The organism is Vallitalea longa, from assembly GCF_027923465.1.
Lineage (GTDB): Bacteria > Bacillota > Clostridia > Lachnospirales > Vallitaleaceae > Vallitalea > Vallitalea longa.
This window is the reverse complement of record NZ_BRLB01000002.1, coordinates 13,153-36,480: the sequence shown is the minus strand read 5'-3', so window position 1 is coordinate 36,480 and position 23,328 is coordinate 13,153. Positions and strand designations below refer to the sequence as shown.

Here is a 23,328-nt window from a genome sequence, read left to right as displayed (position 1 = left end):
TCAGTATGAAATATAATTTTGATGATATTATAGATAGAAAAAATACTAATGCATTAAAATGGGAACCAGCTATATTGAAGGAACGTTTTGGTGAAGAAGATGTACTACCACTATGGGTAGCGGATATGGATTTCAATACTCCAAAACCAGTTGTTGATGCTATAATCAACAGAGCGAAACATGGTATTTATGGTTATAGTGTTAGATTAGACAATTATTATCAAGCGGTAATCAATTGGCAGAAAAGAAGACATAATTGGACTATATCAAAAGACAGTATTGTGTATACTCCTGGTATTGTCCCAGCAATAAATTATATGATACAAGCCTTTTGCGAAACTGACGACAAAGTAATAATCCAAACACCTGTTTATTATCCTTTTAAGGAATCTATTAAGAATAATGGTTGTAAAGTAGTTAATAACCCATTGCTGTATGATGGTGAAAAATATACTATTGATTTTGATGACTTTGAGAAGAAAGCTAAGGATAAAAGATTAAAATTATTCATTCTATGTAGTCCCCATAATCCAGTTGGAAGAGTGTGGACTAAAGAAGAATTGCTGAAGATTGGGAAGATATGTATAGAAAATGATGTAATCGTAATTTCAGATGAAATTCATAATGACCTGATTCTAGGCAATAATCAACATATAGTTTTTGCTAATGTAAGTGAGGAATTTTCAAATAATTCTATAATATGTACCGCTCCCAGCAAAACATTCAATGTTCCTGGATTGGAAACTTCTCATATAATAATCGGTAATAAGAAATTAAGAAACAGCTATAAAAGAATATTGACCAAAAATGCAATCGGTGGGCAAAATCCTATGAGTATTGCAGCATTAAAAGCTGCATATAATGAAAGTGAAGAGTGGTTAGAGCAATTATTGACATATCTTGAAGACAATGTGGAATTTATAGATGATTATCTAAAGAATAATATGCCTAGAGTGAAGTTGGTTCGTCCACAAGCCACCTATCTTGCTTGGCTTGATTTTAGATCGATAGAGAAAGATTATAAAAAACTAGATCATATAATATCCAAAGAAGCGAAAGTCGCACTTGATAGTGGTCATTGGTTTGGTACTAATGGTTCTGGATTCATGAGAATTAATTTTGCATGTCCACGTGGAATATTGAAAGAAGCTTTAGACAGAATATCTAAAGCTATCAATAAATAAGAGTCTTTGTTATAGGAGGAAACAATTGATGAATACGAAAGATAAATTAATAAATGCAACGATAGACCTTGTATACCAATATGGACTTACACATATACCAACTTCTAAAATAGCAAAAAAAGCTCAATACTCAGAAGCAACTATTTACAAATATTTTGACAGTAAAGTGGATTTATTGATTGAAGTATACCTAAAAATAAAGTCTGATTTAGATAAAGCGATATTTGTTGGAACTGATGGTATAGATAATGAATTAAATAAAGTAAAAAAAGTTTGGTTTAATTATCTGGATTATTTCTTGAATTATCCTAAAAGATTAAAATACTATCTACAATTTACTAATTCAACATATATGAATAATGTAATTTTTGAAATGGGTAAAGCTAGGTTTGAATCACTTACTGCTTATATGGTGGAAAACATAAAAAAGGGTTTTTTCAGAGATATGCCTTTAGCCTTTTACTATGCATTTGTACATATCCCAATCTTAGAAATAGCTAGAGCGGCTATTGATGGGGAAGTTGTATTGAATGATGAATTAAAAGAACAGGCTTTTCTAAGTACTTTAAGAGTTATAAGTAAAAATAACTATTCTTAAGAATTGAAAAATAAGTAATAAAACAATTGAATATATGGTATAATATATATAGTAAGTGAAGGTGCTTACTTTATATAATTAGACGTTAGTAAGTAATTGCTAACCTAGAAAGGGTGATTTTATGACTATACAGAATGTAAGTAATATTTTAGATGACATTAAAAATTATTTCAGTAAAGGTTTAACAAAAGATGTAAATTTTAGAATAAGTCAGTTGAAGAAATTAAAACAATTGATAATAGATAATGAAAAGATAATATTAGAAGCTCATCGAAAAGACTTGGGTAGACATCCTTATGAAACATATACTGCTGAAGTTGGTGTGGTTTTGAGCAGTATACAATATCATATCAAAAATGTTAAGAAATGGTCAAAAGTCAAGAAAGTCAAAACTCCTTTACATCAATTTGGAGCTAAAAGTTATATTAAGCCAGAACCCTATGGGATAGTATTAATCATTGGTCCTTATAATTACCCTTTTAATCTATTAATTGAACCTATGATTGGAGCAATAGCAGCAGGGAACTGTGTTGTCGTAAAACCATCGGAACAGACACCTACTGTAGCAAAAGTTATAGATACCATATTGTCCCAAAATTTTGATAACAATTTTATTAGAGTTATAGAAGGAGAAAAAGAAACGACATCTGCACTTATTAATTCGCCTTTTGATTATATTTTTTTTACAGGTAGTGTTGGTATAGGAAAAATAGTAATGAAAGCAGCCAGTAATAATCTAGTTCCTGTGACGCTGGAACTTGGTGGCAAAAGTCCATGTATAGTTGATAAAACGGCTAATTTAGCTATTGCTGCAGAAAGAATAGTTTGGGGTAAGTTATTTAATGCCGGACAAACTTGTATAGCTCCTGATTATCTAATTCTTCATGAAGATATAAAAGAAGAATTTATTAAGGTACTAAAAAAAACAATTGTAAGATTCTATGGAAAAGATATAAAAAAATCCAACAATCTCGCTAGGATAGTTAATATTAGGCATTCAAAGAGATTAGCTGAAATAATAGAAAAAGATAAAGGAAAAATTATTTTTGGTGGTGACTATAATTTAAACGACAAATATATAGCTCCAACTTTAATTGATGATGTAACTTGGAAAGATGCTTGTATGCAAGAAGAGCTATTCGGACCTATACTGCCCATTATGGAGTATAAAGATATAAGAGAAGTTATAGATATGATAAACGATAAACACAAACCATTAGCATTATATATTTTTTCTGAAGATAAAATAATGCAAGATAAGATATTATCTGAAACTAGCTCAGGCGGCAGTTGTATCAATGATACTATCAGTCACTTTGTCACTCACAGATTGCCTTTTGGTGGTGTAGGTAATTCTGGTATGGGTGCTTATCATGGAATTGAAAGCTTCAATACATTTACACATTTTAAAAGTATACTTAACAAATCAACCAATATCAGATTTAAAGTTCAATTTCCTCCATATACGGAATCTAACTTTAATAAAGTAAAAAAACTATTAAAATAACTATAAATATTATTTTTAGACATTATAATTTATTAGTGATATAATATAGAGTATGTTATAAGATTAACAATATTGAATTATAAGGGTGAGATAAAAAATGAGTATTATGGGAAAACAAACATATAAATTAGGAACTTATGCAGTTGATTTCAATAACAGGATTAAGATGAGTACCGTATTCAATTATATGCAAGAGAGTGCAATAGCTCACGCGCACAGTCAAAAATATGGAGTCAGTGAAATGTCAAAAGAAGGTCTCTTCTGGATATTGTCAAGAGCATATATTGATATGATAGATTATCCGAAATTAGGGGATACAGTTACAATGACAACATGGACAAAAGGTTTTGATAAGATATTTGTCTTAAGGGATTTCCAGGTATTTAATTCAGATAATAAAGTAATAGCTAATGTAACAACCAACTGGGTCATTGTTGATTGGGAAAAAATGAGACCTCAAAGACCTAAAATCCTTAAAGGTACTATAGAAAATCTAGAAGATAAACATGCTGTAAAAGAAGTTCCCAGTAAGATATTTGACATTGAAGATAAACAGCATGTATATGATAAGCATATCAGTTATTGTGATATTGATCTCAATCATCATGTTAATAATGTTCGTTATGTGGAAATGGTTCTAGACAGTTTCAAAGAAGATTATTACATAAATAAACAACCTGAAATTCTACATATTAATTTCTTAACACAATGTAAATATGGACAAACTATAGAAATGTTCAAAGGATATGACAAAAACACCAATAATTATTATGTCGAAGGTGTGGATAAAGATACTAAGATAAAATATTTTCAAGCATTAATAAATTGGAGTGATAAAAAATAAGTTATTAGTTGGGGAGGAGCTATGGAATTAGGGAAGTTAATAGGTGAAGGAAGTACTGCTGAAATATATGAACTTGATAATAATAAGATATTAAAATTATTTATAAAAGGTTATAAAAAAAAATATATCAAATATGAATATCGAGTTAACAATATTTTATCTACATATGATTTGCCAGTTACTAAAGCATATAAAATGGTTAAATGTAATGATAGGATTGGTATAATCTATGATAAGGTAAATGGTAATACCATGTTACATAACATTTTTGATGATATGTCCAGTATTAAGACTTATGGGGAAAATTTAGCAAAACTACATTATACAATACATAAAGTTACTTATAATAAACGGTTATATAATTATAAACAATCACTCATCAGAAGCATTAAAAATATAGATTTGATAGATAATGATACAAAACATAAAATAATAGCATATACAAAATCTCTTCCAGATGGTAGTAATTTATGTCATGGAGATTTTCATCCAGAAAATATATTAATAGATAATAATAAATATTATATAATAGATTGGATGACTACTAGAAAAGGTAACTGCTTATGTGATGTTGCAAGGACCATAATCATATTAAAATACTCAGTAGTTGAAAAGGACATTCCTATAGATGAAATAAAAGAATTTCATGTTTTAAGATCATTACTACTTAAACATTATGTAAATTTTTATACTGCTTTCTCAGGAGCAGACATAAATGAAATTGAAAAATGGGAACTTCCCATAGCTACAACGCGATTAAATGAAAACATACCAGAAGAAGAAAAAGCACTTTTACTTGAGTATATTAATAATCAATTAAAAAAGTAGTAGACATTTGTAACAAAATGTGATAGATTGTTATAGAATTAAATAATAAGATTTCTTTAAATTAGTACAGAGATGCTAGTAAGAGGTTTGACCGTGACATAGTTATGTAAACTATGGCTTCTTGAATGTATCTTGAAGCCTTTTTTAATGAAAAAATTTAAATATTATTTAGGTTTTTAATTTTTTACAAGCTATAAAAAATAATTTTTGAGGTGAACTTATGAAAGTATTAATGGACAACAAAGCTATAGGACGAGCACTTACAAGAATTTCACATGAAATAATAGAGAAAAACAAAGGTGTAGAAGATATTGTTATTATAGGTATCAAAACACGGGGTATTCCTCTAGCTAACAGGATTGCTAATAAAATCAAATTATTTGAAGAGGTCGATGTTCCAATCGGAACAATAGATATAACATTCTATAGAGATGATCTTCAAAAGAAAAGTCTTCAACCTGTAATTAATAATCCTTTAGATTTTGATGTAGAAGGTAAAACAGTTGTATTAGTTGATGATGTAATATACACCGGTAGAACGTGTAGATCTGCTATTGAAGCAGTTATGAATGCAGGCAGACCTAATAAGATTCAATTCGCATCACTAATAGACAGAGGTCATAGAGAATTACCTTTGACACCAGATTATATAGGTAAAAACATTCCTACATCAAAAAACGAAGTAGTTCGTGTTAAATTATTAGAAAGTGATGGTGAAGATACTGTACAGATAATTTAAAGATTTCCATATTAAAAATATAATTACCCATTAATATAGTAATCTAGGTTTCTAGATTGCTTATAACTCTGTAATGATTGCAAAATAGGAGGTAAATTTTAATTATGGAGAACATATCAAAAGGTAAAAAACTTATTTTAGGTCTTCAACATGTTTTAGCAATGTTTGGAGCAACTGTCTTAGTACCTATGTTAACAGGACTTGACCCAGCAATTGCATTATTTGCGGCTGGTGTCGGAACTCTTCTATTTCATTTATGTGCTAAAGGTAAAGTACCCGTTTTTTTAGGTTCAAGTATTGCATTTATTGGAGCAATTTCAATAACTCTCAATCCAAATCAGCTTGACGATGTTTCAAAAATGCCAAGAACCGAATATTTACATAATCTATCTCTTGTAAAGGGTGGGATTATTGTAGCTGGTTTGATCTATATATTTATGGCTATCGTAATTTATTTTATTGGAGTAGATAAAATCAAAAAATTATTTCCACCAATCGTAACAGGTCCAATGATTATTGTAATAGGACTCAGATTGTGTTCAGTAGCAACAAACAGTGCTTTCTTTCCAATAATCAATAATGAAACTGGTGAAAGAGCATTTAATGGAACCTATGCAATTGTTGCAGGTATAGTTGTTATTACTATGGTTGTAGTTTCAATATTCGCGAAAGGTTTTTTCAAAATGGTTCCAATATTAATATCAGTAGTTGTTGGATATATAGTTTGTATTCCTTTTGGATTATTAAATACTGAAGCAATAAGAAATGCTCATTGGTTATCAATTGGTGATACTCATATAACTGAACAATTATTAACAGCACCATCGTTCACTATGACAGGGATTATTGCAATTGCACCTATAGCTCTAGTAGTATTTATTGAGCATATAGGAGATATAACCACTAATGGAGCTGTTGTAGGCAAAAACTTCTTAGAAGATCCAGGTGTTCATAGAACTATGTTGGGAGATGGAGTAGCAACAGTTTTCGCTGGATTCATTGGAGCACCTGCCAATACAACATATAGTGAAAATACAGGAGTATTAGCAGTAACTAAAGTATATGATCCAGCTATATTAAGAATAGCAGCACTAGTCGCTATCTTCTTAAGTATGATAGGTAAATTTGGAGCAGTAATCAGAACAATACCTGATCCGGTAATGGGTGGTATCAGTATCATATTATTCGGTATGATAGCAAGTGTGGGGGTAAGAATACTAATTACTTCTAACCTTGATTTTACTCATAGTAGAAATCTATTGATATCAGCTATAGTATTAGTTGTTGGTATAGGAGTTGATAGTTTCCCACTGATTGATTCATTAACTATATCTGGATTAGCTGTAGCAGCTTTAATAGGTATTATATTGAATCTTGCTTTACCAAAAGGTATATAGATTAGAATTATTGATCTGAAACTCTAATAAGGCTGTTTCATAATTCATTTTATATTTACCCTAGTTGATATATGTGTTAGTTATAAACACTATAGAAGTCTTCTGGGAGATTGTAATTATAAAATGTATTAAGAAACAGCCTATTTTAATTGAATCTTAGCATTTTTTCTATATGGATAAAATTTCATAGACAAAATATGCTAAAAATCTGTTAAAATATTCATATAGAGTTATTTTTTTATCTGCTTATATTCAATTAAAAATTATAGAAAGGATTATTTCAGGCGATGAAAACATTTAAGACAACATTCCAACTAATATTAATTATAGTTATTTTATTAATTAATTCAGATACCTCTTATTCCAGTTCCAGATTCAATATGTCATATTTACATTACGGAAGTCCGAAATCGTACTTAAGTTATATTAACGACACGGACAATTCTCTTGATTGCGTTTCACCTAACTATTTGGATATAAATAGTAATGGTGACCTTGAAATTAATAATATTGATAGGAAATTGATAAAAGAAGTTCATGACAAAGGGATGAAAGTTACACCATTTCTCAGTAATCATTGGGACAGAAATGCTGGTGAATTAGCACTGGACAAGAAAGAAGAACTTGTAGAACAGATTGTTACCATAATAGAAGATAATGATTTTGATGGTATCAATGTTGACATTGAGAATTTGGATGGGGAAAGTAAAGAAGCTTTTACCGCATTCATTCAATTATTAAGACAGAATCTTCAAGAAGATAAAGAAATCTGTGTAGCAGTTGCAGCTAATCCATATGGCTCAGATAAAGGATGGCAGGGTATGTATGATTACAAAGCATTATCCGAGTATAGTGATTATCTTATGATAATGACCTATGATGAAAGTTATGGTGGAAGCGACCCTGGTCCAGTAGCGAGTATGTCATTTGTAGAGAATTCCATAAAATATGCTATTAAAGCAGGAATACCATCACATAAGATTCTGTTAGGTATACCGTTCTATGGAAGAATATGGAATATCAATGATATTGATAATGATGAAAAAGAGAATAGAATAATAGGCAAGGGTATACCTGCTAGTACCATTAATTTACTACTTGCTTTTTATGATGCAACTGTAACCTATGATGATACCAGTAAATCCATGAAAGCAAATTTTGTAGTTGAAACTGATGATGAAAAAAAAGACCTTTACAGTTGGGGTGTTCCAGTTACAGAGGGAAATTATGAGATATGGTTTGATGATAACTTCACCATAAAAGAAAAATTGAAGCTTGTTGAAAAATATGATTTAAAAGGAACTGGCAGTTGGAGTTTGGGACAAGAGAATAAAGATATCTGGAAATATTATAAATCTTGGCTGAATGGTGATTATTTTAATGATATAGAAAATCATTGGGCAGAGGATGATATACTTTCAGTCTATAATAAAGATTGGATGAGAGGTATATCCAGTACACAATTCGGTCCATTTGATAATCTTACAAGAGCGCAAGCTGCTGTAACTATCGTAAGAGCTCTTGATATTGATTTGATAAATTCTACATCGCACTTTACTGATGTGAAAGATTCACACTGGGCAAAAACGGAAATCGAGACAGCATACCATAACAATATTATTAATGGCAAAGGTAACGATGTATTTGATCCTGATAATATAATAACCAGACAAGAAATGGCACAGATGCTTACTAATATTATTGATAAAGACTTACCTGAAATAACAGAAGAGAATGGTTTTACCGATATAGACGAAGATGATTGGTCATATGAAGCAATAATAAAAATGAATAGATACGGAATCTTTAAAGGATTTAATGATAATACTTTCCGTCCAGAAGAAAAAGTTACTAGAGCTCAAATGGCTAGTATTTTGAATAGATTTTCTACATATATACATTAATCAACTATAGAAGATTATTTAATCATTAAGGAGGATTACATAATGCAAATTTTAAAGGTAGTACCAGGCAAATCAATAGGCGAAATAGAAATAGGAATGGATAGACAAGAAGTATATAGAATAATAGGAACACCCAAGAAACAAGAATCTATAGAATGGATAGATGAGTATCATATAGAATATGCCAATGATAAAGTAATCTTTATTGAAGTACCTGATTCATTTAGAGATACACATTTCGTTCTTTTTGAGGGAGTAGACCTTTTTAGGACTGAAGCGAAGTTATTGGTTAAATATATTTCTGAATATGGCAAGTATGATGAAACAGATTGTGAATTAGGTTATAGCTACAGTTTTAAAGAACTTGGCATAGGACTATGGAGACCAGTGATTTTTGAATATGATATGTTAGATGATCCTGAATTCCAAGAATTAGACCCTGAAATTCAACAAGATGAATTCAAACACTTGTTTTTTGAATCTATCTGTGTATTTGTAAAAGATTATTATAAGAAATAACTGATAATTATTACAACCATAGAATCGAATTTTAATAAACTCTATTGATTTAATTGTTATAGTGGTATACAATATATTTTATTAATCACTCTTGGAGGTATTATAATGTTACTTAATCTTAAACATTTTTTAGATCTAAAATCCTTATCATGCGATGAGATTCATTATATACTTAACTCAGCACAAAAGATGAAATATACCATTAAGTCTAATAAGTTCACAACAACTCCTTTATTGAAAGGTAAAACTGTAGCGATGCTATATTATGAAGAGCAGTCACGTTCAAAGTTATCATTTGAACTAGCTGCTCAAAATCTGAGTGCTAAAGTTATTAATCTTACCACATCAAATCAGTTCTACAGAGGTGAGTCATTAAAAGACCTCGGTAGATCTGTTGACCAGATAGGTGCTGATTTCATAGTAATAAGACATCCACTTTCTGGAGGTCCTCATTACCTTACTAAATATGTCAATGCGTCTGTAATCAATGCGGGTGATGGTAGAAACGAAAACCCTAGTCAAGCTTTGGTAGATCTATTATCAATATATGAAATCAAAAATAAATTCAGTGGCTTGAAGGTAGCTATAATTGGAGATATCATGCATAATAGAGTAGCAAGAAGTAACATTTGGGGGCTTACGAAACTTGGTGCAAAAGTTACATTAGCTGGACCACCAACACTCATTCCAAGTAATTTAGGTGATAATATAGAAGTTCATAACACTATTACCGAAGCAATTATTGATGCTGATGTCATAATGACATTAAAAATTCAGAATGAAAGGCAAGAAGATAATCTTTTACCTTCCATAAATGAGTATATGAGATTATTCAAACTAGATGTAAATCGCTTGAAGTATGCTAAAAAGGATGTTATAGTAATGCATCCTGGGCCTATAAATAGAGGAATTGAAATATCTTCTGAAGTCATTGACGGAGACAATTCTATAATTAATAGACAGCAAATCAATGGAGTAGCTGTTAGAATGGCGTTATTTCATGTATTATCTAAGTGTGGGGTGAGTTTTAATGTATAATTTACTTATTAAAAATGGAAAAGTAATAACTGACAACGAGGTATTGTTGAATACTGATATATTAATAAATGATGGTAAAATTGCAGAAATAATGCCTAATATAAATATGGATGGATATTATACGATAGATGCTAGTGATAAAATCGTGATTCCTGGACTTATAGACATGCATTGTGAAATATGTGAGCCAGGATATGAATATAAAGAAAGTTTCATTACTGGTTCTTCAAGTGCAGCTAGAGGAGGATTTACAAGTATCACTTGTAATCCTAATACTTTACCAGTTATCGATAATAAAACAGTAGTGGAGTATATAAAAACGAAATCAAAGGTAGATGCTATAACTAATCTTTTTCCTTATGGTAGTTTAACCAAAAATTGTGAAGGAAAAGAATTAACAGAATATGGTGAAATGCAACTTTCTGGAATTGTCGCATTATCAGATGGCGATATACCTATACAAGATAATAATCTATTGAAAAAAATATTTCGTTATGCTAGTATGTTTGAGCTTCCAATAATATTACATTGTGAAGATACTAGTATTTCTAACAAAAGTGGTATAAATGAAGGTTATATGGCAACTAGACTTGGTTTGAAAGGATTTCCTGTAGTAGCTGAGACATTACATTTGACTAGAAACATTTTATTAGCAAAAGAATATGACATCAATCTGCATATAACACATGTTTCATCAAAAGAAACTGTCGAACTAATTAGGGATGCTAAAAGCAAAGGAATAAAAATTACGGCAGAGACCTCCCCTAGATATTTCATATTAGATGAATCAAGTGTCGATAACTATAATACTTTTGCTAAATTAAGTCCTCCACTTAGAACTCAAGAAGATATTGATAGTATACTTGAAGGTTTAAAAGATGGTACAATTGATGTTATCAGTTCAGACCATAAACCTAATACAATCGATTCCAAGTTATTAGAGTTTGATGTAGCTTCTTTCGGAATGTCATCATTTGAAACTGCATTTTCATTATCATATACTTATTTAGTTAAAAATAATATATTAACAATACAGCAATTAATAAATAAAATGTCTTTTAATCCTGCTAACATATTAAGTATTAATAAGGGTAGAATAGCACAAGGATATGATGGAGACATGGTTATAGTTGATATAGATGATAAATATAAAATTCATTCTAAGAAATTTTTATCAAAAGCCAGATATTCATTATATGATGGTTATGAAGTTTTTGCTAACATAACTGATACAATAATCAATGGTAAGCTCTATAGTTATAGCGAAGATTAAATACAAAACATCTCCTATTTGAAATATTATATATTTAATAGGAGATGTTTTATTTGAATTGTCATATATATTCCCTTTATTATAATAAATTAATTCAATTCTCTTATTAAAGTTAAAGAAATATTATTATTATCTATCAGAATTATTATCTAGTTTGTCGTTAGCATTACTTTTCTTGTTATTGCTAAAATCCTTATCATATTTACCATTATTCTTAAAAGTTCTTTTTATTTTTTCACTGTTTTCTTGAACTGATTTTCTCATAATTTATCCTCCTTTGATTAATAAACGATATTTACTCAACTTTCCCACTTCAAATTTATGTGAGTAATCTAATTGAAAGGCTTTACAGAATTAAAATATAGGTGATTCTTCTTTCTTTTATTCCGTAAACCAGACCTTTAAACCTTAATTATCTGAATTAAGTTAAAGGTAGGAAAGTTGAGTTGTATATAATTACACTTAGTATATATTGTTTTAAGTAATATTATACAATTAAATTAATATTGTAATAATTTAATTCTGAATATTAAAATAAGATTAAATTGTAATTATAATAATATTATAATTAGTATAAGCATATAATTGTTTTAATTTAAAAGAATATGACAATTATTGTAGAAATTATTAATAAAATATTATATACTTATGATGTGGATAACTTGTAACAATATTATTAATAATTTAATATTAATTGATAATTTATATGTTATCTAACAAAAAACAGGGAGGTTTTATATGAAAAAAGTTTTAACTTTATTGTTAGCAATGGTATTTTGTCTATCTTTTGCTTTACCAGTGACAAATGTTTTAGCTGATGATGAGTGGGATACGGACAGATATGGAGACTTAATCGACATTGGTACTAAACTCAGAACATTAGAGAAAGATGAAGATTATAGGCAGCAAATAGCTGATCAATTAATGCAATTCACTTCAAAAATGAGTTTTACTAATATTTATTCTTTAACAGCTGAAGCTGATAATCCTAATTTCACTTATAACGGAGGAACTAAATATTTCCTAGCATACGATGAAATAAATGGATATTATCTAAAAACTTTTACTTTAAGAAGTCTTGGAGAAACAGTTGAAATTTGGATAGCTGACGATTTATCTTATAATGATGATAGAGAAACCCCTGTCATTAATCAACAACAAGTAGATCATGCAAGAGACGTTTTTGATGAAACTGTTTATCCTACTGATACAAGTTTCTTTGGTATGCATGATACTCATACTGGAAATGATGCAACTCTTCCAGGTCAAGTAGGTCTACCACAAGATTACTATGTTGCAGAAGATGGAGCTGATAGAGTAATCCTTCTCGTAGATAACTTTAGAGATACTAATTACTATGATCAAACATACCCACTAATAATAGGTGGATTTTATTCAAGTACTTATGAAGATTATATGGATAGAAATATAATTAATTTATGTGCTAAAGATTGGGATAGAAGATTAGACGAAGACTGGTTACCAACAACAGCTCATGAATTCCAACATTTAATTCATGATGATAATGATTCATCAGAAGAAACATGGTTAAATGAAGGTATGTCTGATTTTGCAGAGTATTTATGTTTTGGTATTCATCCAACAAGTCATGTTAATGCTTTCTTGGATTATCCAGAGAATTCATTAGTAGAATGGGATGAGCACGTTGATGCTCCAACTGGACCTGAAACTTTAGCAGATTATGGTCAAGCTTATTTATTCCAACTATATATGTACGATAAATATGGTCATGATTTTACACAAGCACTAGCAAAAGATGCAAACCATGGAATTGAAAGTGTTAATGATATTCTTGATGAATTTAATGCAGGTATTGATTTTGAAGAATTATTTAGAAGATTTTCTATTGCAGCGGCTATAGATACTGATATTGTTGAGAATGGTATCTACAATTTTGATAGTATAGATATCAATGTTGATTTTGAATCAGCTCTTGCATATGACAAAGATGGAGTACCTGCTTGGGGTGCTGATTATAAAGTATTAGATAATTCTGAAAGAATTTGTAATATTAAATTTGATGGAGTAGAGTTTATGCCTAATCCATGGGTACCTATGGAAGATCCAAAAGAAGATAAAGGCGAAGTACTTTGGGGAAATAATGGTAACAGTATTGACAATCAATTGATATTTAGTGCTGATTTAACTGATGCAGTAAATCCATTGTTGAAATTTGATACATTCGTAGATGCTGAACCAATGTGGGATGCTTGTATGGTTCAAGTTTCCACAGATAATGGAGAAACTTGGGCAAGTCTTGCTAATGACAATACTATAGGTCAAGATGAATTCCCATATAACTCTCAAGCTCCTGATATATATGATAATCTACCTGGATTCTCAAGACAAGATACTGTTTGGAGTACTGAAGAATTCGATTTAACTCCATATGTAGGACAAGAAATCTTAGTTGGATTCCGTTATATGACAGATGCAGCATCTAATGAATCAGGATGGTTCATAGATAATGTTGAGATTGAAGAAATAGGTTATCTAAATGATTGTAGTTCTTTAGATGGATTTAGCAGTATAGATGAAATTTTAAATATTAAAGTAGAATATGCTGTTACATTCATTAATGAATCAACAAAAGGTCATCATGGTCATGGACATGGTCATGGTCACGGAAACAATAATGAAGTTCAATATAAAATCCTTAATATAGATCCATTTAGCATAACTGATCAAGATTCAGTTAAACTTAAAGGATATTTCCAACATGGAACTAATTATATGATAGTTTGGTATGCGGCTCCTATAGGAAAAAAAGGAACTGTAGATTTTGAATATGAAATAATTTCTCAAAAAGATTTTGTTGGAGAAAAGCAAAGATAAATATGCATAAGGATTAAATTTTAAATTAAATATTAATCACAAACACTTATACAATACTGATTATCAGTTTAATTGTAGAAAATTATCAATAAAACAAATGGAGGTTTTTTTATGAAAAAATTATTATCATTAGTATTATCACTAGTATTTTGTTTATCATTTACATTTACAGCAACCAGCGTTTTTGCTCAAGATGAATGGGATACAGACAGATATGGAGACATAATTGATATGGGTACTAAAATTAGAGCACTAGAAAAAGATGATGATTATAAATTAGAAATAGCTAAGCAATTAAAACAATTCGCATCAAAAATGCGTTTTGCAAATACTTATTCTTTAACAGCTGAAGCTGATAATCCTAATTTCACTTATAATGGAGGAACTAAATATTTCTTAGCATACGATGAAACAAATGGATATTATCTAAAAACTTTTACTCTAAGAAGTCTTGGAGAAACAGTTGAACTATGGATAGCTGATGATTTATCTTATATTGATGATAGAGAAACCCCTATCATTAATCAACAACAAGTAGATCATGCAAGAGACGTTTTTGACGAAACAGTTTATCCTACTGATACAAGTTTCTTCGGTATGCATGATACTCATACTGGAAATGATGCAACACTTCCAGCTCAAGTAGGCCTACCACAAGATTATTATGTTGCAGAAGACGGAGCTGATAGAGTAATCCTTCTTGTAGATAATTTTAGAGATACCAATTATTATGATCAAACATACCCATTAATAATGGGAGGATTTTATTCAACTACATATGAAGATTATATGGATAGAAACATAATTAATATATCTGCAAAAGATTGGGATAGAAGATTAGACGAAGACTGGCTACCAACTACAGCTCATGAATTCCAACATTTAATTCATGATGATAATGATTCATCAGAAGAAACTTGGTTAAATGAAGGTATGTCTGATTTTGCTGAGTATTTATGTTTCGGTATTCATCCTATGAGCCATGTTAATGCTTTCTTGGATTATCCAGAAAATTCATTAGTTGAATGGGATGAGCATGTTGATGCTTCAACTGGACCTGAGACTTTAGCAGATTATGGTCAAGCTTATTTATTCCAATTATATATATATGACAAATATGGTCATGATTTTACACAATCATTAGCAAAAGATGCAAACCATGGAATCGAAAGTGTTAATGATGTTCTTGATGAATTTAATACAGGTATAGATTTTGAAGATTTATTTAGGAATTTCACTATTGCGGCTGCTATCGATACTGATTTTATTGGTGATGGTATCTATAATTTTGATAGTATAGATATTAATGTTGATTTTGAATCTGCTCTTGAATATGATAAAGACGGAGTTCCTGCTTGGGGAGCTGATTACAAAGTATTAGATACTTCAAAAAGAATCAATAATATCAAATTTGATGGAGTAGAATTCATGCCTAATCCATGGAAATCTATGGAAGACCCAAAAGAAGATAAAGGAGAAGTACTCTGGGGAAATAATGGTAACGATATAGATAATCAATTGATATTTAGTGCTGATTTAACTGATGCAGTAAATCCAATGTTGAAATTTGATACATTCGTTGATGCTGAACCAATGTGGGATGCTTGTATGGTTCAAGTTTCCACAGATAATGGAGAAACTTGGACAAGTCTTGCTAATGATAATACTATAGACCAAGATGAATTTCCATTAAACTCTCAAGCTCCTGATATATATGATAATCTACCTGGATTCTCAAGACAAGATACTGCTTGGGGTACTGAAGAATTCGATTTAACTCCATATGCAGGACAAGAGATCCTAGTTGGATTCCGTTATATGACAGATGCAGCATCTAATGAATCAGGATGGTTCATAGATAATGTTGAGATTGAAGAAATAGGTTATCTAAATGATTGTAGTTCTTTAGATGGATTTAGCAGTATAGATGAAATTTTAGATATTAAAGTTGAGTATGCTGTTACATTTATTAATAAAAAGACATTAGGTGGTCAAAAGTGTATCGACCTTACTGCATATAGCATACTTAATATAGATCCATTCAATATAACTGAACAAGATTCAGTTAACCTTAATCTATTCTTCCAAAAAGGTACTACATACATGATAGTATGGTATGCTGCACCAATAGGTAAAAAAGGAACAGTAGATTTTGAATATGAAATAATATATAATAAAATATTTAATAGTCCTAAAATGAGATAATATAATTATATATCAATAGCAAAGATAACCAGCCAGTTTACTAATTGGCTGGCTATTTTTTTGACAAAAAAAGTTCTATTTTCATCGAATTTTTTTTGAGAAGAAGGAAGAATAGCCTCTTTTGTTTCCTTATACGAAAGTCCTATTTTTTAAGCATATGAACCAGAAGCATTTTCATATGCGCTAAGGAAATTTTCCTAACGACAAATCCGCTTTGCGGAACGAGGCATAGCCTCTTTTGTTCATAAACAATCGTATGAAATTTAATTTAATTAGTATTAAGTAATGAAATTTGCAAATAATATTGTTGTATTAAAATAAAACGGAGGTATAATGCTTATGGGTATAGTAACAACAAACACTGATAAATATCAAATGTGTATCGATGAATGTTCAAAATGTGCACAAGCTTGTTATGAATGTTTCAAAGCATGTCTAAATGAAGCTGACGTGGCAGAAAGAAAGAATTGTATCAGTACGCTAATAGAATGTGCTCAAATGTGTCAAATGTCAGTAGCACATATGTCTATGGAAGCAAAACATGCAAAAGAACATTGTAAACTATGTGCCACTATTTGTGATATGTGTTCAAAAGAATGTGAAATGTTTAAAGATGAGCATTGTCAAAAATGTGCTCAAGTATGTAAGAAATGTGCAGAAGAGTGCAATAAGATGTCTTAATAACAATCTGTTTTATAGACATTAGTAAAAATGTATTACTAACTAAATACATTGTATGCTTGACATACGATGTATTTAATTATATAATAATGTATGCTAGGGTTACATAAAAGGAGTGAAACAATGGATAATAAAAACTTATTAGCAAATACATATTATACAATGGTAAGTAATCATAGAGAATCTCAATTATTTTTTTCTGCTCTACAACTTGATATATTTTCCTATCTAGATGAAGAAATATCTATAGAAGAACTTGCTGATAGAACTAATTATAATATGAGAAATCTAAAATTATTACTTAATGCTTTAGCAGCTATACACTTAATAGACAAACACCAAGATAAATATGTCAATACAATAGAAGGACAAAAATATTTGTCTAAGGCAAGTACATCCTATTTAGGTGAATCTATACTGTTTAGAAATGTAATGATGTCATTAGATAATATTGAAAACAGAGTAAGATTTGGACCAGATAATACTATTACAGAACATAATCAAGGACAGAAAGTCTATGATTTTGCTAAATTAGCAAAAGTATGTATACCAGAAATTTATTTATGGAGAATAGAACCCTTAATAGCTCTTATGAATAAAATATATCAAGATACTGAACCGAGTAAGATATTAGACCTAGGTGGTGGCTCAGGAGCTATGGGAATAGAATTATGTAAAATCTTTCCTAATGCAAAAGGTGTCATTTTTGAGGGACCTAAAGTTTCATTAGTCGCAGAAGATTTAGTTTCTAAGAATAACCTGAATTCAAGAATAACCATACAAGAAGGAGATTTCATCAAAGATGATATAGGAAATGGTTATGATATAATAATTGCCTCAGGTATTATAGATTTTGCTAAAGACCATTTGGATAATTTTATTAAAAAACTATATGATGCTCTTAACAAAAATGGTATAATATATTTAATTACCCATGGATTCAGTGAAGATTATCTAGAACCCTCTGAAACGGTACTAGGATGGCTTTCAAGTCATTTAGATGGTCTAGACTTACTTCTACCTGATAAAGTTATTCAAGACTCAATGACGGATAGGGGATTTAGATTATATAAACAAGACAAAAGTGGAAACCTCAGCATAAAGGTTTACCAGAAATAAGCATCAAAGAACAAAAGGAGAAGTTAAATGAATGCCAAGAACAAAGTTTTAGAATCTTTTATTTCAATGACAGAAAAAGTAGCAAACGGTAAAACAAATGTTTTGGATTTTGGTAGTGAAAACATGAAATTCTATCGCGGAGAAATACATATGATTAAAATGATTGGAGATAATCCTGGCATTTATAGCTCAGAAATGGCTAGAAGGTTTGGTATAACTAGAGCTGTTGTCTACAAAACAGTATTGAAATTAGAAAAAAGATCATTGATTAAAAAAGTTAATGATGAAGAAAATAAGAAAAAGACTAAATTATATTTAACTAGAGAAGGTGAAAAAGCTTACAAATTTCACGAGCAATATCATAATGATTTTGATAATGCTTTATTTGACTTCCTAGATAGTCTTAATAACGAAGAATTGTTATTGATTCAAAAATTTCTTAAATACTCAAATAATTTGATAGATAATCATTTTTAACAAATAGAGGAGGTTTTTTTTTATGAGCTCAATGAGAATGAGAACCATTATTGTAATATTAAGTGTAGTATTAATACAATTAACAGGGTGTTCGGTTAATAAAGATAATAAAGTATCTACACCAGTTAATAAAGATAATGTTGAAGCAGGGATAGAGGTTCAAGATGATACTAGAGTCACTATTATTTCTCCACCTATATTTTCAATTTATCTTAGTGCATCGCCAGAAAATAGTACCGTAGTAGGAATCAATTCAAGATCATTCAGTACAGCTAATGAGAAAGTATTAAGTGAATTATATCCTGGTTATAAAGATATTAATACTTCTTTTATTAATAACGAATTTGTTGTTAATACAGAAGAACTTCTGAAATTATCACCGGATATAATATTCTATTATGGTGATAACCAAAAGAATGAATTAGACAAATTAGACGTAGATTCTGTTGATATGATGCTTAGCAAAAATAGAGACCCTGAAGTTATGACAATTGAATGGGAAAAACATCTAGAAGAATCTTTTAATATCACTAGTGAAAATACTATAGAAAAAGAGTGGGAAACCTCTAATAATAAAGCCAATGAATTATTGAAAAATAACTTTACTAAGAAAAAAGGGCTCTATATTTTTAGTTATATCAATGGAAAAGTAACTGTAAGTGGGAATGACTCATATGGAGATAACTTTTTTAATAAAGCAGGAATAGAGAATGTAGCTAAAGGTATAGATGGGTGCAAAGAAGTAAGTATGGAACAAATTTATGAATGGAATCCTGATGTTGTTTTTATATTTTTAGGAATACCTGCAACAACAATTATCAATAATCAAACAACAAATCAAGATTGGTCATTGATTCAAGCATATAAGAATAAGGCTATTTTTGACATTCCTCAAGCAACATATTCATGGGGAGCACCAAGTGCAGATTCTCCAATAATGCCTTTATGGCTTATTTCAAAAACTTATCCTGATTCATTGAGTAGAGATGATTTCATTACCTACTTAAAAGGATATTATAACAGAATATATGAAATAGAATTAAAGGATGAAATAGTTGAAGATATATTGAAACCTAAAAAAGTAAAAGGAAAATGACACAATGAAAATAAAAAAAAATAGTAATAGGGTATCTTTTAAGAATGTAGTTTTTATAGTAGTTGTATTATTGATAATAGTAAGTGTTGTATCTTTATTCATAGGTCGATATGATGTATCTGTAATTGATATCATCAAGATATTCAGTGCCAAAATCAATCACACCAATTTACCTGATGAATTGCAAATTTCATCTTACATAATATGGGATATAAGAATACCACGTATCATACTAGCTGGATTAGTAGGGGCTTGTATTGCTATATCAGGAACTTGTATGCAAGGATTATTACAAAATCCACTAGTTAGTCCCGATGTTCTAGGTGTTTCATCTGGTGCTGGGTTTGGTGCAGCACTTGGTATCATATTAACAGCAAACAATTTGATTACCATACAATTATTATCTTTTCTCTTTGGCATTGTCAGTATGTGTTTAGTATTTTTATTTTCCAAAAGCAGAAAGGATCATTCGATTCTATCAATCATATTAAGTGGAATAATAGTTTCTTCTGTATTTACATCTTTAATATCTATAACAAAATACGTTGCAGATACAGAAGAAAAATTGCCAGCTATTACTTTTTGGCTTATGGGTAGCTTTTCTAATGCTTCATATGACCAGATTAAAATTATTATAATACCTGTGTTGATTGGGCTAATAGGCTTAACTATGCTTAGATGGAAGATCAATATATTATCTTTAGGTGATGATGAAGCATTTACTATGGGGGTTAATCCTAAGAGACTTAGATGGATCATTATCATATTATGTACTGTTATGGTTTCTTCCACAGTTACAGTAGCAGGTATTATTGGATGGATAGGCTTAGTAATTCCTCATATATGTAGAAAGATAATTGGCTATAATCATGGTTATCTAATACCATTATCAGGTTTTGCTGGAGCGGTTTTTCTGATAGTTGTTGATTGTTTAGCAAGAAATATCAGTTCCTCGGAAATTCCTATAGGTATATTGACCGCTTTAATAGGTGCTCCGATCTTTGCTCTTTTATTTATATATAAGAAAGGTGAAATATAATGCTTTTAAAATTAAGAAACTGCTATTATTCTTATAAACCAAATGAACCAATACTAAAAAACATCAGTTTTTCCATTAAAGAAGGAGAGATTCTTGCAATCATGGGATGTAATGGAATAGGTAAGACTACTTTATTGAAATGTATTGCTGGAATTTTAAAATGGGATAGTGGGACTTGTATTTTCAATGGACAAAATACAATTAATGCTAATCGTATTAAAGATATCGGTTATGTACCTCAAGCAAGGAAATTACCCTTTTCATATTTAGTAAAAGATCTAGTTGTATTTGGAAGAAATGGAACCAATAATTATTTTCAATCTCCCAAAAAAGAGGATTATGATATAGTAGATAGCATTTTGAATGAATTAGGTATCTATCATATAAGAAATTCATATTGTAATGAACTAAGTGGTGGACAGCTACAGATGGTATTTATAGCCAAGGCTTTGGCATCATTTCCGAAGTTGCTGATATTAGATGAACCAGAATCCCATTTAGATTTCTATAATCAATTTAAAGTATTACACACAATAAGTAAATTGGCAAAAGAGAAGGGGATAAGTACTATAATTAATTCTCATTATCCTAATAATATCATGAAAATAGCAAATAAATGCTTAGTATTAAGCAAGGATAAATACACCTATGGAGATATTAGTAGCATAATGACAGAAAAAACAATTAAAGAATATTTTTATGTTAATTCTAAACTTATTGATTTGAATTATAAAGATAAAAACGTACCATCTTTTGTATTTTTAGGTACTTAATAAAAGGAGGAGAGAAATGAAAAAGAAGATTCTAATCATAATAAGTGTAATAATATTAATCGTAATTATATTACCTTTTATAACAGGTAATTTGGAAAAAGAAACGTTGAATCAACAAACAAGAGCAAAATTAGAGGGAAGCTTTATTGAACTAGCAGATGGCTATATCCATTATGAATTAAAAGGACCAGAAGATGGTAAACCCATTATCTTAGTGCATGGTAATGCCGCACCATATTTTACATGGGATTACAATATAGATGCATTAGCCGAAGCTGGATTCAGAGTCCTTAGATATGATGTATATGGTCATGGATATTCTGATAGACCTAAACTCAACGAATACAACAGAGAATTATATGATAAACAACTTCTTGAACTCAAAGAGAAATTAAATATAACTGGACCTGTTTATATGATAGGTACATCTCAAGGTGGCAGTATAACGACTTATTTTGCAGCATCACACCCTGAAGAGGTAGATAAGATAGCTTTACTTTCACCATTTTTTGATACTTACCCTGGTAAAGGTATGGTTAATGTATTAAAAACTAGATTCATCGGCGAATACATGATGAATGTTATGGGAGATAAAATGTTTACAGACCCTTCAAAGAATGTATTATATTCAGATGAGAAAAAACAGGAACTTATTGATAAACTAAAGAAACAGATGAATTTCAAAGGTAAAAAAAGAGCTATTTTAGCTAATATGAGAGGTAATGCGCTAGATGATGCTACAATATACTATGAAAAATTAAGAGAAAATGAAATTCCTATACTGTTGACTTGGGGTGAAAACGACAAAAAAAACACTAAGGAATCCATGGAAAAATTACAGGAGTTAATTCCAGCAATAGAGTATCATGAGATAGAGAAAGCATCACATTTAGCACATTATGAATTTGCAGATGTTATCAATAAGTTGTTAATTGATTATTTTAATCGATAAAGATACTATAAATCAATTAAATAATATTAACTTATTTAAATGGATTTATCGGTGATTTAATTCCATATATTAGTTGAATAAGATAGCACGGGGTTAATATTGCAAACTAATCCTGTGCTATTAAATTATAAAAAAAATTATAGACATTGATAAATATATATGATATACTTTGAATTGAAATTGATATTCATTATTAATAACAATGTTTTATGATTATGATTTAATAGTTTTGCATCTCACTTATTGAAAAGCGTAATTATATATGTTAATATTATCAAAAAAGTATAACATGGAGTGAG

General features: G+C 29.7%; 21 protein-coding genes. 20 read left to right on the top strand and 1 reads right to left on the bottom strand.

The window, feature by feature from the left end:
* Positions 1-5: 5 nt before the first annotated feature.
* From QMG30_RS06345 to QMG30_RS06295, 11 genes are all read left to right on the top strand, one after another.
* Positions 6-1,184, top strand: a complete 1,179-nt coding sequence (locus tag QMG30_RS06345) for a MalY/PatB family protein (protein ID WP_281813531.1) — start codon at positions 6-8, stop codon at positions 1,182-1,184.
* Positions 1,185-1,212: 28 nt separating this feature from the next.
* Positions 1,213-1,782, top strand: a complete 570-nt coding sequence (locus QMG30_RS06340) for a TetR/AcrR family transcriptional regulator (protein ID WP_281813529.1) — start codon at positions 1,213-1,215, stop codon at positions 1,780-1,782.
* 121 nt (positions 1,783-1,903) lie between these two features.
* Positions 1,904-3,289 carry an aldehyde dehydrogenase gene (locus QMG30_RS06335; RefSeq protein WP_281813527.1) on the top strand — a complete coding sequence of 462 codons (1,386 nt, stop codon included), beginning with the start codon at positions 1,904-1,906 and terminating at the stop codon, positions 3,287-3,289.
* 97 nt (positions 3,290-3,386) lie between these two features.
* A complete protein-coding gene (locus QMG30_RS06330; RefSeq protein WP_281813525.1) occupies positions 3,387-4,133 on the top strand; it encodes an acyl-[acyl-carrier-protein] thioesterase in 747 nt (248 codons plus the stop codon).
* A 21-nt stretch (positions 4,134-4,154) separates the two neighbouring features.
* Positions 4,155-4,961: a phosphotransferase gene (locus tag QMG30_RS06325; RefSeq protein ID WP_281813523.1), complete on the top strand. Its 807-nt coding sequence runs from the start codon at positions 4,155-4,157 to the stop codon at positions 4,959-4,961.
* Positions 4,962-5,181: 220 nt separating this feature from the next.
* Positions 5,182-5,700, top strand: a complete 519-nt coding sequence (pyrR, locus tag QMG30_RS06320) for a bifunctional pyr operon transcriptional regulator/uracil phosphoribosyltransferase PyrR (RefSeq protein WP_281813521.1) — start codon at positions 5,182-5,184, stop codon at positions 5,698-5,700.
* Between the two features lie 104 nt (positions 5,701-5,804).
* Positions 5,805-7,097 carry a uracil-xanthine permease family protein gene (locus tag QMG30_RS06315; RefSeq protein WP_281813519.1) on the top strand — a complete coding sequence of 431 codons (1,293 nt, stop codon included), beginning with the start codon at positions 5,805-5,807 and terminating at the stop codon, positions 7,095-7,097.
* Positions 7,098-7,384: 287 nt separating this feature from the next.
* Positions 7,385-9,001, top strand: a complete 1,617-nt coding sequence (locus QMG30_RS06310) for an S-layer homology domain-containing protein (protein WP_281813515.1) — start codon at positions 7,385-7,387, stop codon at positions 8,999-9,001.
* Positions 9,002-9,043: 42 nt separating this feature from the next.
* A complete protein-coding gene (locus tag QMG30_RS06305) occupies positions 9,044-9,520 on the top strand; it encodes a hypothetical protein (RefSeq protein WP_281813513.1) in 477 nt (158 codons plus the stop codon).
* Positions 9,521-9,625: 105 nt separating this feature from the next.
* Positions 9,626-10,558, top strand: coding sequence for an aspartate carbamoyltransferase catalytic subunit (locus tag QMG30_RS06300; protein WP_281813511.1), 933 nt, complete (start codon positions 9,626-9,628; stop codon positions 10,556-10,558).
* Positions 10,551-11,831 carry a dihydroorotase gene (locus QMG30_RS06295; protein ID WP_281813508.1) on the top strand — a complete coding sequence of 427 codons (1,281 nt, stop codon included), beginning with the start codon at positions 10,551-10,553 and terminating at the stop codon, positions 11,829-11,831. Before QMG30_RS06300 ends, QMG30_RS06295 begins: the two co-directional genes overlap by 8 nt.
* A gap of 129 nt (positions 11,832-11,960) precedes the next feature.
* Here QMG30_RS06295 and QMG30_RS06290 read toward each other — a convergent pair whose 3' ends face one another.
* A complete protein-coding gene (locus tag QMG30_RS06290; RefSeq protein WP_281813506.1) occupies positions 11,961-12,095 on the bottom strand; it encodes a hypothetical protein in 135 nt (44 codons plus the stop codon).
* Between the two features lie 474 nt (positions 12,096-12,569).
* Between QMG30_RS06290 and QMG30_RS06285 the strand changes: the two genes are divergently transcribed.
* The 9 genes from QMG30_RS06285 (at position 12,570) to QMG30_RS06245 (ending at position 23,029) form a co-directional block, all read left to right on the top strand.
* The gene (locus QMG30_RS06285) at positions 12,570-14,687 is read left to right on the top strand and encodes a choice-of-anchor J domain-containing protein (RefSeq protein ID WP_281813504.1); all 2,118 of its coding nucleotides are present in this window, start codon (positions 12,570-12,572) and stop codon (positions 14,685-14,687) included.
* 111 nt (positions 14,688-14,798) lie between these two features.
* Entirely contained in the window at positions 14,799-16,892 is a 2,094-nt protein-coding gene (locus tag QMG30_RS06280; protein ID WP_281813500.1) for a choice-of-anchor J domain-containing protein, read from the top strand.
* Positions 16,893-17,231: 339 nt separating this feature from the next.
* Complete coding sequence (locus tag QMG30_RS06275; RefSeq protein WP_281813497.1) at positions 17,232-17,573, top strand: four-helix bundle copper-binding protein; 342 nt, start codon at positions 17,232-17,234, stop codon at positions 17,571-17,573.
* A gap of 123 nt (positions 17,574-17,696) precedes the next feature.
* Positions 17,697-18,692 carry a methyltransferase gene (locus QMG30_RS06270; protein ID WP_281813494.1) on the top strand — a complete coding sequence of 332 codons (996 nt, stop codon included), beginning with the start codon at positions 17,697-17,699 and terminating at the stop codon, positions 18,690-18,692.
* 27 nt (positions 18,693-18,719) lie between these two features.
* Positions 18,720-19,169 carry a MarR family winged helix-turn-helix transcriptional regulator gene (locus QMG30_RS06265; protein WP_281813492.1) on the top strand — a complete coding sequence of 150 codons (450 nt, stop codon included), beginning with the start codon at positions 18,720-18,722 and terminating at the stop codon, positions 19,167-19,169.
* A gap of 22 nt (positions 19,170-19,191) precedes the next feature.
* Positions 19,192-20,265 carry an ABC transporter substrate-binding protein gene (locus QMG30_RS06260; RefSeq protein WP_281813490.1) on the top strand — a complete coding sequence of 358 codons (1,074 nt, stop codon included), beginning with the start codon at positions 19,192-19,194 and terminating at the stop codon, positions 20,263-20,265.
* 4 nt (positions 20,266-20,269) lie between these two features.
* Complete coding sequence (locus tag QMG30_RS06255; protein WP_281813488.1) at positions 20,270-21,304, top strand: FecCD family ABC transporter permease; 1,035 nt, start codon at positions 20,270-20,272, stop codon at positions 21,302-21,304.
* Entirely contained in the window at positions 21,304-22,077 is a 774-nt protein-coding gene (locus tag QMG30_RS06250; RefSeq protein WP_281813485.1) for an ABC transporter ATP-binding protein, read from the top strand. The genes QMG30_RS06255 and QMG30_RS06250 overlap by 1 nt, the downstream gene beginning before the upstream one ends.
* Before the next feature lie 16 nt (positions 22,078-22,093).
* A complete protein-coding gene (locus tag QMG30_RS06245) occupies positions 22,094-23,029 on the top strand; it encodes an alpha/beta fold hydrolase (protein ID WP_281813483.1) in 936 nt (311 codons plus the stop codon).
* The last annotated feature ends 299 nt before the right edge of the window (positions 23,030-23,328 follow it).